Here is a 15400-nt window from a genome sequence, read left to right as displayed (position 1 = left end):
ACAACCAACTTGCAGGTGCAGGGCCCTAGCCCGCCACGAGCGCCGAGGCGATCGCCGAGTCCACATCGGACAGAAGGCGGAACGCCTTGGCCGCCAGGCTTCTGCGCACCTCGTCCGGCACACCGGCCGGGTCGCCGCCCGCCGCCCGCAGCAACGCGGTGACCGGGCCGTAGTCGCCGGGGTCGACGAGCGGCAGCACCCACCTGTGGTTCTTCGCGGCGGCCCGCATCATCGCCGGGCCGCCGATGTCGATCAGGTCGGGCAGCTCGTCGTCCGGCGAGCCGGGCGCGAGCCGCGCGAACGGCGTGAAGCTGCCCGCGATGAGGTCGAACGGGACGACTCCCGTCGCGTCCTGCTCGGCGAGGTGCGCCGCGCTGTCCCTGCGGCTGAGCAGTGCCGCGAACACCTTGTGGTGCAACGTCTTGAGCCGCCCGTCGAACATGACGGGCAGCCCGGTCCACTCGGTGGTGGACAGCACCGTGAGGCCGTCGGCCGCGAGCAGCCGGGCCGTTCCCTCGGTGGCGACGAGGTCCCACCCCAGCGCGGCCAGGTCGCGGCCGAGCCCGACAATGCCGGTCTTGTCGTACGAGCTGAGCAACGCCCGCATCACGCCTCCAACCCGAGTGGCACGCCGGACAGCTCCGCGGCGTGGTTCTGCGCGCTGGTGAAGAAGAAGTCGCGCACGACGCCCTCCTCACGCAGCTCCGCCAGCCAGGCGGTGGCGCTCGCGGGGTCGCGGGTGAACGCGAAGCACATCGGTCCGGTCACGCTCATGCCGATCGCGTCGACGTCGGAACGTTCCCTGCCCTCGTGCAGCAGCCGTTTCACCCCCGGCGGCTGGATCACGACCTGTTCCTGCTTGTAGTGGGTCTCGAAGGTGAGCCGGTCGAGCGCGCGGCAGAACGCCGGGTAGTCCGCCTCGGCGATCGCGGGCGCCAGGTTCATCAGCACGAGGTGCGCGGTGCGGCAGGCTTCCTCGTACGGGATCGGCAGCGTCGCGCGGAACCAGTCCAGCTCCGGTTTGCCGTGCAGCTCGAGACCCTCCGTGATGATCACCAGGATCGGCCAGGACGGGAACGGCAGGTTCACCAGCACCGGTGGCTTGCGGGTGGCGGCACCGGCGAACCGGCTGGGCAGCAGGTAACGGTGGGGGTCGTCGGCGAAGTCCGCCGGGTTGGCGTGTCCGCCGTCGACGAGGAAACCGCCTCGGTCGATCAGGTTGACGCTGGCGCCGGAGGTGCCGCCGCGGCCGCACAGCCTGGCGATCTCGGCGGTGTCCAGCGGGTGCCCGCACAGGTGCGCGTACGCCCTGCCGACGGCCAGCAGTGTGGTCGTCTTGGAGCCGAACCCGTGGTGGGCGGGCAACGCGCGGTCGATCCGGCAGTGCGCCGCGGGCCCGTCGAGGCGCGCACGCAGGGCGTCGAGCAGCGCGCGGACGTCCTCGGAGTACGTCGTGGCCGCACCGGACACCTCGGTCTCACCGTCGGCCGCCCACACCGTGGCGTGCAGCGCCGGGTCCCGCAAGGAGAGCGACGCCATGCCGTTGCGCCTCCCGGTGGACCCGTTCAGGTCGATCAGGGTGAAGCTGAGCCTCGCGGCGGCGCGCACGGACATTCCCCAGCTGGACTCCGGCACGGTCATCGATCGCTCCTCGCAGGTCACAGGTTCGGTATCGCGTCGAGCAGGATGGTGTCCTCCGGGCGGTGGCCGACGCTCAGACCGCCCAGCCGGACGCCCACGACGTTGGCCACGTACTCGCCGTAGCGACGCGCGGCGGCGGGCAGGGCGCTGTCGCCGACACGCGCGACCTCGGCCCAGTCCACGACCGGCCAGCCCGGCAGGTACCCCTGCTCCGTCGCGACCGGGATGTCGCCGAGGCCCGCCAGCACGTCGACGCCGGTCACGCACAACCAGTCCACGCGGGCGTGCCGGACGGTCCTGCGCAACCTCGTCAGGTCGAGGCCCTCCACCCGTCCCGCCGTGACCGAGGTGCAGGCGGGCGTGACGCCGACGACCGACACCAGGTCCGGGGACATCGCGCCGAGCGCGGCGGCGGCCCAGCCGTCCGGTCCGCAGGCCTCGTGCACGATGCGTCCGCCACGGGCCCGCACCGCGGTCAGGAAGTCCGGCACGTCCGTGAGATGCGGCTCCAGCCTCTGGCCGTAGTCGCGATAGCTGTCGACCAGCACGTCCACGTCGAAGAGCGCCCGCTGCCCGTTGGGCACCCAGCCGTACAGCCTCTCCAGCAGGGCGAGCTTCAGCGGCACCAGCCGGTTCAGCCTGGCGCGCAGCACGCCGGGATCGAGCAGGTCGCCCATGCGCAACCCGATCCCCGCGATCCGATCCTCGTGACAGGGACCGGCGCCGGCCAACGGGCCGGTGGCCGGCAGCTCCGCCCACCGCTGGACCTGGGCATCCTGTACGCGGTGGTACGGCATGATCACGGGCGCGTGCTCGCTGACGGCCAGTGCCACGCCGGTGCGCCGCCGCGCCTCGATCTCGGCGAGCAGCAGGGCCGGGTCGACCGCGCAGCCGTCGCCGAGCACACCGGTAGCGCCGTTGCCACCGCCGGGCACCTGCGTGCTCACCCGTGCGGAACCGGGCCCGTCCGGCGCGCGCACCACGGCGTCGGCTCCAGCGCTGAGCATCTCGGTGACGGCGGCCGTGCCCGGCAGGCCCGGCAGGCAGCCGACGACGACCACCTCCGGGCGCAGCAGCATCGTCACCAGCTGACAGCTTCGGTGTTCAGCAGGCGCACGGTCTCCACCACGTCCTCCAGCGGGGGCGCGCCCCAGATCCGTTCCCCGGTCCAGGCTTCGCACAGCGAGCGGTACATGTCGGCGATCGGCGCGACGAACCCGATCGGCAACGGCTCCGGCCTGGGCCAGCGCGAGCGGTCCAGCCCTTCGGCCGCGTACCGCTGCACCTCGGCCTCGAGGTCGCGGGCGAGGTACCAGTCCCGCATGACCTGCTTGCCGATGTGCACACCGTCGATCGTCAGCCGGTTCTCGTCGGGCGTGCCCGCGTTGTCCACCAGGATGACCCGGCCGTCCTGGTCGACGCCGTGCTCGACCTTGCCGTCGGCGTGGTCGAGTCCGACCGACCGCGCGTGCTCGGTGATCACCTTGTCGATCAGCAGCGTGTTGCGCCTGATCTCGGCGAGCCGCGCGTCGTCCAGCGCCGCGATCCGCCGCGCCTCCTCGACCTGCACGAAGCGGTCGATCTCCTCCAGCTTCGTGGTGAACTCGATCAGCGGCTCGGCGAGAGGCTCACCCTCCGCGGGCAGCCGGTCCAGCCCGACCGCTTCGAGAGTCGTCACCCCGGAGGCCAGCCTGCGCCGCAGCGAGTTCCCCGGTGGCAACGCGTTGCGGAAGACGACCTGCAGGGGCACCAGGTAGTTCCGCTCACCCGCCGGGATCGGCGCGTGCTCGGGGTTGAGCACGCGCACCAGCGTGAACTCGATCTTGTTCGGCGCGACTTGGCGGCGGAAATGGGTGGGCACGCCTGCTTCCTCGAGCATGCGGAAGTTGAACGCCGCCATGCGGCAGATGGCCTCGCCCTTGCCGGGAATGACGTCCGGCATTTTGCCGAAGTGGAAGACCGAATAATCATCGGTGAACTCGAATATGCCCACTCCACTGCGCGTGGCGGTGGGCTCTTCGACCACAGTCAGATTCTTCGTCGAGAAGCGCTTCGGCATGTCCCCAGCGTCGGGCTTCGCCACCGCGGGTGAAATCGGGCAGATGACTGGCGGTCCGGACGTCCTCGCGGACCCGCGCATCTGTCGGCTGACGGTACGACCGCGGGCCGATCCTCATTCCACGCCGTGAAACTCGGCTCGCGATCACGTACCCGCCCGACGCTAGCCTGCGAAGCGTGCATGGGGGCCGAGAAAACGAAACGCGTGCGCTGTGGCGCCTGATCGAAGGAGCCCGCGCCGGAGTCAGTGGAACGACGTTGCTGACCGGTGAGGCCGGGATGGGAAAGAGCGCGGTGCTCGACGCGGTGATCCGTGACCACACCGCGGGCACGCAGCTCGTGCGGGCGGCGGGATCCGAGGCCGAGTCGGCCCTCCCGTTCGCCGCGGTCCACCAGCTCCTCAGACCGCTTCGGCACCGCATCGACGGCCTTCCCGCACCCCAGCGCACCGCGTTGCGGGCGGTGTTCGGGCTCGAGCAGGCCGTCCCCGACGCCTACCTCGTCTCGCTGGCGACGCTCACCGTGCTGACCGACGTGGCCAGGGAACGACCGGTCGTGCTGGCGGTCGACGACGCGCACTGGTTCGACTCGCGGTCCGCCGACGTGCTGACGTTCGTCGCCCGCCGGATCGAGCGCGAGGCGGTCGCGGTGATCATCGCGACCGGGGACCGCGGCGGCCGGTTCGCCGGGCTCGACGAGATCAGGCTCGGCCCGCTGGACGACGAGCACGCCCGTTCGCTCCTGCTGGCGCAGTGCGGTGACGCCGTGCCGAGCGTGGTCGACCGGGTGCTCGCCGAGGCGGCGGGCAACCCGCTGGCGCTCCTCGAACTGTCCCGCGCGCTGTCCGCCGACCAGGTGCGCGGCGTCGAGCCCATCCCCGAACACCTGCGGACGACGGGCAGGCTGGCGACGAGCCTGCTCCGGCTCGTCGAGCGGCTCCCCGAACAGACCAGGCACCTCTTGCTGCTGGCCGCGGCGGAGCACGACGGCGAACTGGGCACCGTGATCGCCGCCGCCCGCGCGGCGGGCCTGCCGCCGGAGTCGATCGGCACGGCGGTGGCGAAGGGACTGATCGCCACGACGGACCACCGGCTGCGGTTCCACCCGCCGATGCTGCGGTCGGTGGTCTACCACGGCGCGTCGACGGCCGATCGGCAACGGGCGCACCGGTCGGTGGCCGCGGTGCTCGGTGCCGACGACCCGCGCCGCGTCCTGCACCGCGCCGCCTGCGCGTGGCAGGTGGACGAACCGCTGGCCGAAGAGCTCGCCCAGGTCGCCGGCCGCTACCTGGGCGAGGGCAACCACCAGGCCGCGGCCAGGACGCTGGAACGCGCGGCGCAGCTGACCGGCAGGCACGAACACAAGATCAGTCACGTGGTGCGCGCGGCCGAGTGCTCGTGGCTGAGCGGGCACTCGCCGCGGGCCCGCGCACTGCTCGACCTCGCGGACCCGACCGGCGGCAGTACCGAGCTCCGCGCGCGGGTGGCCTACCTGCGTGGCACCGCGACGCAGGCCGACGGTTCGCCGGCCGACTCGCACCGGCTCCTGCTCGACGGCGCGCGCCCCGTGCTGCGCACCCACCCGGACCTCGCCCGCGAGATGGTCGTGATGGCCGCCCGAGCGGCATGGCTCGGCAACGACGGACCCGCGCTGACCAACGCCCTGGACATGCTCGCCGGGCTCGACCGGCCGGCACCAGCGGGCGCACACGAACTACCGGCCGCGGCCGGCACCACGCACAACGAACCCGCGCCACCGGATGTTCGCGAGTCACCGGCCGGACTGGGCCCGGCGGACCGGCCGTCCGAGGTCACCTCGTGGCCGGCGGCCCTCGTCTGGCCGGCTGAGCTGGCTCCCGCCCGCACACGGTCGCTGCCGCTCGGCGCGCCACCACTGGTCATCGCGGACATCGAGGCCGGGCGCCTGTCCGAGGCGGAGAACCGGGCGCACGCCGCGCTGCGCCGCCTGCCCGCCGAGCAGCTCGGCACCTCGTGCCTGCTGCACGCGTTGCTGGCGTGGGTGGCCGCGACGCGAGGCGACGCTGAACGGTGCCGCGAGCACGCCACCGCCGCGCTCGACACGGGCACACCGCGGCGGATCGCGCTGGGCACCGCCGTGGCACACCGCGCGCTCGGCCTGCTCGCGCTCGGTGAGGGCAAGGTCGGCCAGGCGAGCCTGCACCTGCGGGAGGCCGTCGACGACCGGGGTCCCGGCGGGCATCCCGCGGTCGCTCTCGCCGCGCTGCCCGACCTGGTGGAGGCGCTCGTGCGGGAGGGCGACCTCGGTGAGGCACGCCAGCTGCGGGAACGTCACGAACAGCTGGCCGTGAGGTCGGGTACCGCGGTGCACCGCGCGCTCGCCGCGCGGTGCCGGGCGCTGGTCTCGGGCGACGAGCAGGCCGTGGCGCTGTTCGCCGAGGCGCTGTCGGAGCACGTGCTGCCACCGTTCGAGCAGGCCCGCACCCGGTTGCTGCTCGGCTCCCGGCTGCGGCGGGCCAGGCGGGTCAAGGACGCCAAGGTGCACCTGCACGCGGCACTCACCCGGTTCGACTCGCTCGGGTCGGAGCTGTGGGCGGCCCACAGCCGCTCGGAACTGCGGGCCGCGGGCGATCCGGCGGGCGGCGGGCCGACGACCGAGCCGGAGGTGCTCGCCGAGCTGACACCGCGCGAGCTGCAGATCGTCCAGTCGGTCGCCGAGGGCATGACCAACCGCCAGATAGCGGCCGAGCTGTTCGTCAGTCCCCGCACCATCAGCGACCACCTCTACAAGCTGTTCCCGAAGCTGGGCATCAGCTCGCGCCACCAACTCCGCGAACTGCGTGCGGTCGTGACCCACGTCGACGTCCACGGCAAGTGAGGAAACGCATGCCCGAACAGGATTCCCAGCACGGCCGCGTCGCGGTGATCGACGGCGGGAGGCCGCTGCGGGGCAGGGTCACCGTGCCCGGTACCAAGCACGGCACCGTTCTCGCGTTCGCCGCGACCGTCGCGACCGGTGCCACCGTCGCGCTCGGCAACGTGCCCGCGCTCACCGACCGGCTGGTGCTCTCCGACATCGTCCGCGCGCTCGGCGGCAGGGTCGAGGGCACCGGCACGTCGCTGGAGGTGCACGGCAAGATCACCGATTCGGAGCTGCCCGCCGAGCTGACCAGGCTGGTGCACGGGTCGCTCTACCTGCTCCCGGCCGTGCTCGCCCAGCGCGGCTCGGTCGTCTTCCACGGCGCCGGCGGGGACGGGCTCGGCCGGTTCGAACGCGGCCTCGCGCGTCCGATCGACCACATGCTCGAGGTCATGGCGGAGTTCGGCGCCACGGCGCGGTGGGAGTCCGGCACGACTCTGCGGGTGACCGCCGAGACGCTGCGGCCCGCCACGATCGACATCTCGCGGTGGTCGACGGACCCAGTGCTGCCGGAGGGCCCGAGGGTGTCCGGGGCGTCGAAGACCGCGCTGCTCATGGCGGCGGCGTCCCCCGGCACCAGCATCATCCTGCACCCGCACGCCAGGGAGGCCCAGCACGAGCTGATCTCGCTGCTGCGCGCGATCGGGGTGACGATCGAGCAGCGGGACGCGTGCTGGCTGGTCACCGGTGGGTCGTTCCGGACGGCCACCACGCCCTACGACCTCATGCCGTGCCCCGTCGAGTGGGCCACCTGGCAGGCGATCGCGGCGATGACCGGCTCGGAACTGACCCTCGACGTCGGTGACGCGCCCAGGCTCTTCTCGGCGGTCCACCGCGAGCTGGCGTTCCTGCGCGGGTTCGGCATCGAACCGGAGTTCGGTGCGGACACCGTCACCGTGCGCCCCGCCCCCGGTCCGTACGCCGGGGCGAAGCTCGTCGCCGAGTCCACCGGCATCTCGACCGACATCACGCCGCTGCTCGCGCTGATGCTGCACCACGCCACGAGTGAGTCCACAGTGGAGGATCGTATCTGGGGCAGCCGGTTCGACTACGCCGCACAGCTGGAGCTGCTCGGCGCCGACGTCCGCGTCGAGGGCGAGACGCTGATCATCCGCCCGAGCCGGTTCCGCGAGGCAGCCGAACCGCTCCGCCCGTCGGACACCCGCAGCGCGGCCGTCTGCGTCGCCGCCGCGCTGACGGTGCCCGGTCGCACCGTCGTCCACGGCATCGACCACCTCGACCGCGGCTACGGTCACTTCGCGCGGCGGCTGCGCGCGCTGGGCGCCGGGATCGCGATCACCGGATGACGGCGACCGATCAGAGGACGGAGGCCTCGCCCGCCGAGCGGCGCCGGCTGGCCGAGTGGAACCGCACGGACGTGGACTTCCCCGACGTCACCGTGCACCACCTCGTCGAACAGCAGGTGCGCCGGTCGCCGGCCGCGACCGCGCTCGTGTCCGGCGACCGCCGGCTGAGCTACCGCGAGCTCAACGAGTGGGCCAACCGGCTCGCGCATCACCTGCGCACCAGGGGAGTCGTGCCGGAGTCCGTGGTCGCGGTGCACCTCGACCGTTCCGTCGAACTGGTGGTCGCTCTGCTGGCGGTCCTCAAAGCCGGTGGCGCGTACCTGCCCCTGGACCCGGACCACCCGCCCGCCCGGCTGGCCGCGATGGTCGACGACGCCGCACCCGCGCTGGTGCTGACCAGGAGGCGGCTCGACGCCGTCGGGCCGGCGGACCTCCTGCTGCACATGGATGACGGCTTCGGTCCCGGCGGTGCCGCGCTGGCCGGCTTTCCGGCGACCGACCCGGAACCCGTGGCGTCGACCGCCAACCTGGCCTACGTCATCTACACGTCGGGTTCCACCGGCACGCCGAAAGGCGCGCTGAACACCCATCGCGCGGTCGGCAACCGTCTGCAGTGGACACAGCAGCGGTTCGGGCTGGACGAGACCGACGCGGTGCTGCAGAAGACACCCTGTTCGTTCGACGTCTCGGTGTGGGAGTTCTTCTGGCCGTTGCTGGCGGGCGCGAGGCTGGTGCTGGCCGAGCCGGGCGCCCACCTCGACCCGGTGCGGGTGGCCGAGCTGATCCGCACGCACCACATCACGACCGTCCACTTCGTACCGTCGATGCTGTGGGGGTTCCTGGAGGCCGCGGGGTCGGCCGGCTGTGTGAGCCTGCGCCGCGTGCTGTGCAGCGGCGAGGCGCTCACCGTGCCGCTGCAGAGGCGCTTCCACCAGCACCTGCCCGCGGAGCTGCACAACCTGTACGGCCCCACCGAGGCCGCCATCGACGTCACGCACTGGCACTGCACGGCCGAGGACATCAGGGACACCGTGCCCATCGGGCGCCCCATCGCGAACGTGCGCGTCCACGTGCTCAACGAACAACGCGCGCCGGTGCCGATCGGCATGGCCGGCGAAATCTACCTGGGCGGTGTCGGCGTGGGCCGCGGCTACCTGCGGCGTCCCGAGCTCACCGAGGAGCGGTTCGTCCCCGACCCGTTCGACGACGACCCCGGCGCGCGGCTCTACCGCACCGGGGACCTCGGCCGGTTCGCCGCCGACGGCGCACTCGAGTACCTGGGCCGCACCGATCACCAGGTGAAGGTGCACGGTGTCCGGGTCGAGCCGGGCGAGATCGAGGCGGTGCTCGCCGACCATCCGGCGGTGCAGTCGGCCGTCGTCTCCGTGCCGCCTGGCGAGGCGCGACTGGTCGCGCACGTGGTGCCGGACGCGGACCGGGCAGGCCCCGTGAGAAGGCTGACGCGGTGGGACGCGGAGGGTCGCACGGCCGGGCACAGCAGGCACCGGCTGCCGGACGGCACGCTGGTGTTCCACCACGGCACGGCGGAGACCGAGTTCCTGTACCGGGAGATCTTCGAGCAGCGGGTGTACCTGCGTCACGGCCTCGGCCTGGCATCGGACGCCTGCGTCTTCGACGTGGGCGCGAACATCGGCATGTTCAGCCTGTTCGCGGCCAGGTTCGGGGACGGCGTCAGGGTGTTCGCCTTCGAGCCCGTACCCGAGATCCACTCGCTGCTGCGGCTGAACACCGAGCTGCACGGCGTGAACGCGCACGTCGGTGCCTACGGCCTGGCCGGCACCAACGGCGAGGTGCCGTTCACGTACTACCCCGGTGTCTCGATCATCTCCGGGCAGTACGCGGACCCCGTGCTCGACCGCCGCGCCGTGCGCGATCACGTCACGTCCAGGGCGGGCGCCGCCGCCGACCAGGTGGAGACCGTGCTCGACGAGGCGTTGCGCGCCCGCCGGATCCTGTGCCCGGTCCGCACCCTGTCCTCGGTGATCCGCGAGCACGGCGTCACCAGGGTGGACCTGCTGAAGATCGACGTCGAACGCGCCGAACTCGCCGTTCTGGCGGGCATCGACGACGAGCACTGGCCCATGATCCACCAGGTCGCCGCCGAGGTGCACGACATCGGCGGCAGGCTGGACACCGTGCTGAACCTGCTGGAGCGTCACGGTTTCCGCACGACGGTCGACCACCAGGGCGAGCGCGACGGCGCCGGACTGGCGTTGCTGTACGCGGTTCGGCCGGGCAGCGTCCTCTCCCCCGCCGAAGCGGGCACCGGCGCCTGGTCGGACCCGGCGCTGTTGTCCGCGGAACTGCGCCGCCATCTGCTGACGAGGCTGCCTCCGGCGATGGTGCCCGGCGCCGTCGTGCTGCTGGACGACCTTCCCCTGACTCCCAACGGCAAACTCGACCGCGCGAGCCTGCCCCCGCCTCCCGCCGGCGGCACCGTGCCGCCGTCCGACGACGCGGAACTGCTGCTGACCCGGATGTGGGAGAACCTCCTGGGCCGTGAACCGGTCGGCGTGACGGACGACTTCTTCGAACTGGGCGGCGACTCCCTGCTCGCGACGAAGCTGATGGGCCGCATCAGAGAAGTGACCGGCCGGTCCGTCCCGGTGTCCGCCCTGTTCCGCGACGCGACGGTGGCGAGGCTGGCGGCGTTGCTGCGCCACACGCACCCCGCCGAGCCGTGGCCGACAGTGGTCCCCCTGGGCTCCGGCCGCACGGACGCCGCGCACCTGGTGCTCGTCCATCCCGCAGGCGGCCACCTGCTCGGTTACCGCGAACTGGTGGCCGGGCTGGGCCACGCCCCGGCGATCTCCGCCGTCCAGGCACCAGGTCTGGACGGCCTGTCCGAGCCCCTGCGCTCGATCCCCGACATGGCCCGGCACTACACGGACCTGGCGACGCGAACCCACCCCGCCGCCCCGATCCACCTGGCCGGCTGGTCGTTCGGCGGCGTGGTCGCCTACGAGATGGCCCGCCTGCTATCCCTCGCCGGCAGAGCGGTCGGCTCGGTCACCCTGATCGACCCGCGGCTGACCGGCCGCACGGACAACGCGACAACCCCTGTGCACCAGGCGAACGCGGCCGCCCTGACGACCTGGCGACCTCTCCCCTACCCCGGCAGGGTGACGCTGATCCGCCCGGCGGAGGCGGCCGAGGACTCCGCGGAGGAACAGGACTGGCTGGCCGTGCTCCGCGCTCATGGCCTGACCGAACACACCGTCCCCGGCGACCACGACACGATGCTCTCGGGCGCAGGCGCCACCGCCTGCGCCCGCCTGCTCAGGTCATCACTCGAGCAGTGACTCCCGCAGCCTGTCCACTGTGGATGCACCAAGTCCATTGGCCAGCAGGTATTTCTCCACCCCGCCGTAGCGCACCCGGACGTGCTCCAGCGTGAACCGCAAAGCCGAGTCATCGAGCGAACACCGGCGCACGAGCTCGTCCACAGTGCACCCTCGAGCGGCCGCATACGTGCGCACAGCGGCTTCACACCCGAGAATCCCCCGCCGCGCAAGCACGTCCGCGGCCAGCACCTCGGCCTCGGGCACGCCGACCAGCACGCCGAGCAACGCGACGACCAGCCCCGTCCTGTCCTTGCCCAGCGAACACCCGAGAGCAACCGGCCCCGCGGCCCCGGCGACAGCCGTGACCACGCCGACGATCTCCCGGCCGCACAAGTCCACCGTGGCGGCGTAGAGCGCCGAGTACTCCGCGTCGGCCGGCCGTCCGCCGAGCCGCGCCACCACACCGGGCACGTCGATCGGAATGCTCACCGCCCCCACGAGCGGTGTCATCTCCACCGCACTGCGCAGGTCGATCAGCACCGCACCCGGCGCCGCCTCCATCCCCACCGGACACCCGGCGAGCAACGTCCAGCCAACGCGGTACAGCCGTCCCGGTCGCACCGTCGCCGACACGGTCGCGAAGTCGCGAAAATGTTCATGCACCCGTTCAGCGTGCTGGCCGGAACGCCCTGGTGCGGCACCGATTTTCGCCAGATGAACCGGGTGGCGCTCAGTCCGTGGCGCGCGCCTACCTCGTCCCGGACCGGTGAGACCGCGAGAACGCGAGCACATTCACCCAGAAACGCTTGCCGTCGAACGAGGCACAACCCAGCTCACGGAGAACAGCGAGCCTGGCGAGCACGGTCTCCCGGTGTTCGGCGTACCTCACCAGCGGAATGTCCATCTCACAGACCTCGATGGTCTGATGGACGAAGCCACGGGCACTCATGTCGTCGATCGTTCGAGCGATGTCGGCGAGCGAGGAGTGCGCGACGATCATGACCCCGTCCTCACCAAGCAGGTCATCGGCACGACTGACCAGCAGGTCGTAGAGCAGTCTGCCGTCGGCACCGCCGACCAGCGCGGTCTCCAAGCCACCGTGGCCGGAGTACCGATCGTCGTAGGGCAGGTGCGGTGGGTTGGCCACGACGAGATCGAACCGCCGATCGGGCTGGAAGTCGGCGAGGTCACCGGTGACGCAGGTGAGCCGTCCGCTGTCCAGACCGTTCCTCCTGGCGTTCTCCGCTGTCACCTCGGCCGCGGCCGGGTTGATGTCCAGCGCGGTCACCTGTCCAGCGCCGGCCGCGAGCATGGCGACGGCGTACACCCCCGAGCCGCTGCCGATGTCCAGCACGTTCTTGCCCTCGATGTGCACGGAGTGGTCACGATGCAATGCCGCCACCAGGCTCAGGCCACAATCCGTCGGGAACAGGACCTCATCCGGATCAGGGACCACGATGTCGAGGTGTCGCCCACGGAATTCGACGATTCCATGCCCCGGCATGCTCGACCACAGCGTCCCGCTTCCACCTACTGGGAGCACACGTCGCGGGGCACTGGCCGTGTCGATTTGATCGATGCTCGGCTGCGGCTGGATTGTCAAATTTCCGATCCTCTCGTGTGGCGTACCAGCAGACATCACGACTGATACGCGACTTGATCTCCCGACCAGGAATTCAGGAAATATGCTCTTTGTAGGTAATGACCAACATGTCCCGAACCGCCGGAAGCTGGGGGTCCTCCGGCTCGATGGGGTTGACTCCGTGGAAGATTTGCGCATCGTCGACCAGGAACATGTCCAAGGGCTCGAGGAGCGAATCCTGCGTGATGAGTTTCTTGTCCACGTCGTACAACGCGCTGATCCCGCCGGCCACGTTCTCCCGGTTGACCAACATCATCAGCACGAAGTTGACTCCATCTCGATGTATGCCCTCCGGGGTTGGCCGGCCGATGAACTCACTGGTCGCTTCGATGCGGAACTGGTGGATGTCCAGGTACCACGGCAACGTCGGGGCCAGACGCCCGAAAACCTCGCACCCCAGATCGACCAGGCCACTCATCACCGCTCCGTTGAGGATGTGCTCCTCCACCGGCTCGTACTTCCTGGCGATACCACCGTTGAGTGAGTTGAACTCCAGGTCTTGGTACACGGGCCGCGGCTCCGCGATCTTGCGGGCGCGTCCTCCGGGCGGAGCGGTCAGGACGGTGTGCCGCCGCCGCCGATAACGCCCACCGTCACCCATGTAGGTGTCCAGCTGCATTCGCTGCCAGCTGGCACGAAACTCGTCCCAGTCGTCCATCGCGCGTGGCACGGCCAGCGAGAGGAGATTCTCGGTCGATGCCCCGGAAAGTCGGCAGTATCGCTCTGTTGCTATTTTCTCACACAGTTCGTCATACCTGCTTTGGATGGTTCGGTCCGTTGGTCGCACTAACTCCATGTCGTCAGGAACCCTTCACTGATGATCCCGTCACAATGGACGGTCTCCGCATTTTATGATCTGTCGATGTGGCGCTATTCCTCCCAGCTGACCACACCGTCCCACCAGTTCGTCGCTTCCCACAGCTCGGCCAGACAATCCGGGTCCTCCTGCCGAAGCAGAACCGAGGCGATTTCATCGCTGGAGGTGTTCGAACCGACGTACCCACGCCCGATCGAACCCATGACGCGGTAGTCGAAAGCCTGCGGAAGTGGGCAGGACGACGGGATCGACCGCAGAACCCCTTGCTGTGGAACAAAGGTCGCCATACCGATGCGTTCGCCGGATTCGCGGAGCTCGACTTCGTTCGACCGTCCCGCCTGCCCTTTCAAACCAGCCTCGTACAGGTTCACACCGAACGAAAGCCCATAGGCATCGATGATGCGCAGGCCACCCACCCGGCAGGCGATCTCGCAGAACACCAGTTCTCCTCGGTCGTCGAGGAAGAACTCCGCGTGGAACGGGCACATACCGGGCGGAGCGGGCAGAGCCGCGATCACCCCTGCCGTCATCTGGCACAGACGCCCGTACAGCGGGTCCTCCGGCGGCAACATCCCCATGGCGGCATGCCGGTTGCTGTTCCGGGTCTCCCAGGGCGAATGCAGATATCGGCATGGCGATTGCTGCACTACCTCGCCATCCCTCATGAGGCCGTTCACGTTCAGCTTGTGGCCGGACACCCACTTCTCGGCGAGGTAGGCGGACCCGGAATGGGACTCCCCCCACAGGCCAGTGAGCCCGCGAAGCTCTTTCTCTCCCTGGAGGACCCACTGATCCGTCGAAGCGCGACCATCGCGCCGCTTGATCACCAGCGGGTAGCCGAACTCCTCCGCCGCTTCCAGCAGTTCTGGCCACGAACCCACCGGGCGCATCGGCGTCACCGGTATCCCTGCCGCGGCGGCGATCGTCTTCATCACGAACTTGTCGCGGTAGGCGATGGCGGACTCCACCTGCTGACCTGGAAGTCCGAGATCCCGACGCATCTCGGCCGCTCGCAGGATGTCCGTTTCGGACACGGTCAGAATCCGCGTGACGCCGAACTCCCGGCAGACCTCCATCGCACGGCCGACCAGTCGATCCGTCCGGTAGTCCTCCATGATCTCCAAATGGAGATATCGATCGGCCAGCTCGCGCTGGTCCTCGGGGGACATGCCCTGCACCGCACGTGAAGCTGACAGCACGACCAGTTCGTCCGCGCTGTCCGGAAACCACAGCGGCACACTTCGCAGCAGGTTACGGGCGTTCAACAAGAGCATCGTCATGACAGCTCACCGGAGCGCCGGGGCGTCGGACGCACGCTCGGCGAATGCGGCGCTCTTCCAGGGTGAATTCGACATGAATGATGCCCCGCATTGAAAAAACTCGGAACGCGAGTTGGCCAGATGACCAGGAAACCCACGAACTTCCCCGCTTCCCCCAGGCGATTTTCCGGACCCATGAAGCCTGCCGGACGCGAGCCGAACAGGAAATCGGCTGTCTCTCACCGTGAAACACCCGTTGCACTTCTGCGACCAGGACATCGGGCAGGCGCGGTGGCGGCGAGGCGGGGTGGGCTGGGACCGGGTTTCGGTGATCGCGTCCGGGAGAGCGGCGCTGAGGTGCTCAACCCCGGTGGTCGCGCTCTCACGATGCTGCACCTGTAAGTTGGTTGTAGTTACGAGCCGATGTAATCGATTGCAGATCACCTCAACTACCACCAACTGCGCTGGTCGTG

11 protein-coding genes are annotated in these 15400 nt (G+C 70.3%); 3 read left to right on the top strand and 8 right to left on the bottom strand.

From position 1 onward, the window contains the following. Positions 1-25: 25 nt before the first annotated feature. Genes B0F77_RS04415 through B0F77_RS04400 form a run of 4 tightly spaced genes read right to left on the bottom strand, consistent with a single transcriptional unit; the run spans position 26 to position 3700 of the window. Positions 26-607 carry a hypothetical protein gene (locus tag B0F77_RS04415; RefSeq protein WP_086661480.1) on the bottom strand — a complete coding sequence of 194 codons (582 nt, stop codon included), beginning with the start codon at positions 605-607 and terminating at the stop codon, positions 26-28. Continuing rightward, positions 607-1641: a beta-ribofuranosylaminobenzene 5'-phosphate synthase family protein gene (locus B0F77_RS04410; protein WP_143466556.1), complete on the bottom strand. Its 1035-nt coding sequence runs from the start codon at positions 1639-1641 to the stop codon at positions 607-609. Before B0F77_RS04410 ends, B0F77_RS04415 begins: the two co-directional genes overlap by 1 nt. A gap of 17 nt (positions 1642-1658) precedes the next feature. Continuing rightward, positions 1659-2720 (bottom strand): adenylosuccinate synthetase, encoded by a 1062-nt coding sequence (locus B0F77_RS04405; protein WP_245847833.1) that lies wholly within the window; start codon positions 2718-2720, stop codon positions 1659-1661. 2 nt (positions 2721-2722) lie between these two features. Next, positions 2723-3700 carry a phosphoribosylaminoimidazolesuccinocarboxamide synthase gene (locus B0F77_RS04400; protein WP_086661477.1) on the bottom strand — a complete coding sequence of 326 codons (978 nt, stop codon included), beginning with the start codon at positions 3698-3700 and terminating at the stop codon, positions 2723-2725. A 176-nt stretch (positions 3701-3876) separates the two neighbouring features. Between B0F77_RS04400 and B0F77_RS04395 the strand changes: the two genes are divergently transcribed. The 3 genes from B0F77_RS04395 to B0F77_RS04385 are packed head-to-tail and all read left to right on the top strand — an operon-like array spanning position 3877 to position 11227. Next, positions 3877-6555 (top strand): helix-turn-helix transcriptional regulator, encoded by a 2679-nt coding sequence (locus B0F77_RS04395; protein ID WP_086661476.1) that lies wholly within the window; start codon positions 3877-3879, stop codon positions 6553-6555. An 8-nt stretch (positions 6556-6563) separates the two neighbouring features. Next, a complete protein-coding gene (locus tag B0F77_RS04390; RefSeq protein ID WP_086661475.1) occupies positions 6564-7904 on the top strand; it encodes a hypothetical protein in 1341 nt (446 codons plus the stop codon). Further along, the gene (locus B0F77_RS04385) at positions 7901-11227 is read left to right on the top strand and encodes a non-ribosomal peptide synthetase (RefSeq protein ID WP_086661474.1); all 3327 of its coding nucleotides are present in this window, start codon (positions 7901-7903) and stop codon (positions 11225-11227) included. The genes B0F77_RS04390 and B0F77_RS04385 overlap by 4 nt, the downstream gene beginning before the upstream one ends. Here B0F77_RS04385 and B0F77_RS04380 read toward each other — a convergent pair. From B0F77_RS04380 to B0F77_RS04365, 4 genes are all read right to left on the bottom strand, one after another. Further along, positions 11213-11872, bottom strand: a complete 660-nt coding sequence (locus B0F77_RS04380) for a tyrosine-protein phosphatase (protein WP_158102586.1) — start codon at positions 11870-11872, stop codon at positions 11213-11215. The genes B0F77_RS04385 and B0F77_RS04380 overlap by 15 nt on opposite strands. An 85-nt stretch (positions 11873-11957) precedes the next feature. Beyond that, the gene (locus tag B0F77_RS47660) at positions 11958-12611 is read right to left on the bottom strand and encodes a HemK2/MTQ2 family protein methyltransferase (RefSeq protein ID WP_158102585.1); all 654 of its coding nucleotides are present in this window, start codon (positions 12609-12611) and stop codon (positions 11958-11960) included. A 274-nt stretch (positions 12612-12885) separates the two neighbouring features. Continuing rightward, positions 12886-13509: a 2OG-Fe dioxygenase family protein gene (locus B0F77_RS04370; RefSeq protein ID WP_211293654.1), complete on the bottom strand. Its 624-nt coding sequence runs from the start codon at positions 13507-13509 to the stop codon at positions 12886-12888. Positions 13510-13721: 212 nt separating this feature from the next. Beyond that, positions 13722-14948: an ATP-grasp domain-containing protein gene (locus B0F77_RS04365; RefSeq protein WP_086661470.1), complete on the bottom strand. Its 1227-nt coding sequence runs from the start codon at positions 14946-14948 to the stop codon at positions 13722-13724. Positions 14949-15400: the final 452 nt, after the last annotated feature.

Origin of the sequence: Lentzea kentuckyensis, from assembly GCF_002150765.1 — a bacterium.
GTDB classification, from domain to species: Bacteria; Actinomycetota; Actinomycetes; order Mycobacteriales; family Pseudonocardiaceae; genus Lentzea; species Lentzea kentuckyensis.
This window is presented reverse-complemented; position numbering and strand designations above follow the sequence as displayed.

Excerpts from the sequence above, each read along its gene's own strand:
- B0F77_RS04400 (WP_086661477.1), bottom strand. The coding sequence starts at position 3,700 with ATGCCGAAGCGCTTCTCGACGAAGAATCTGACTGTGGTCGAAGAGCCC.
- B0F77_RS04410 (WP_143466556.1), bottom strand. The coding sequence starts at position 1,641 with ATGACCGTGCCGGAGTCCAGCTGGGGAATGTCCGTGCGCGCCGCCGCG.
- B0F77_RS04385 (WP_086661474.1), top strand. The coding sequence starts at position 7,901 with ATGACGGCGACCGATCAGAGGACGGAGGCCTCGCCCGCCGAGCGGCGC.
- B0F77_RS04365 (WP_086661470.1), bottom strand. The coding sequence starts at position 14,948 with ATGACGATGCTCTTGTTGAACGCCCGTAACCTGCTGCGAAGTGTGCCG.
- B0F77_RS04370 (WP_211293654.1), bottom strand. The coding sequence starts at position 13,509 with ATGGACGACTGGGACGAGTTTCGTGCCAGCTGGCAGCGAATGCAGCTG.
- B0F77_RS04415 (WP_086661480.1), bottom strand. The coding sequence starts at position 607 with ATGCGGGCGTTGCTCAGCTCGTACGACAAGACCGGCATTGTCGGGCTC.
- B0F77_RS04390 (WP_086661475.1), top strand. The coding sequence starts at position 6,564 with ATGCCCGAACAGGATTCCCAGCACGGCCGCGTCGCGGTGATCGACGGC.
- B0F77_RS04405 (WP_245847833.1), bottom strand. The coding sequence starts at position 2,720 with ATGCTGCTGCGCCCGGAGGTGGTCGTCGTCGGCTGCCTGCCGGGCCTG.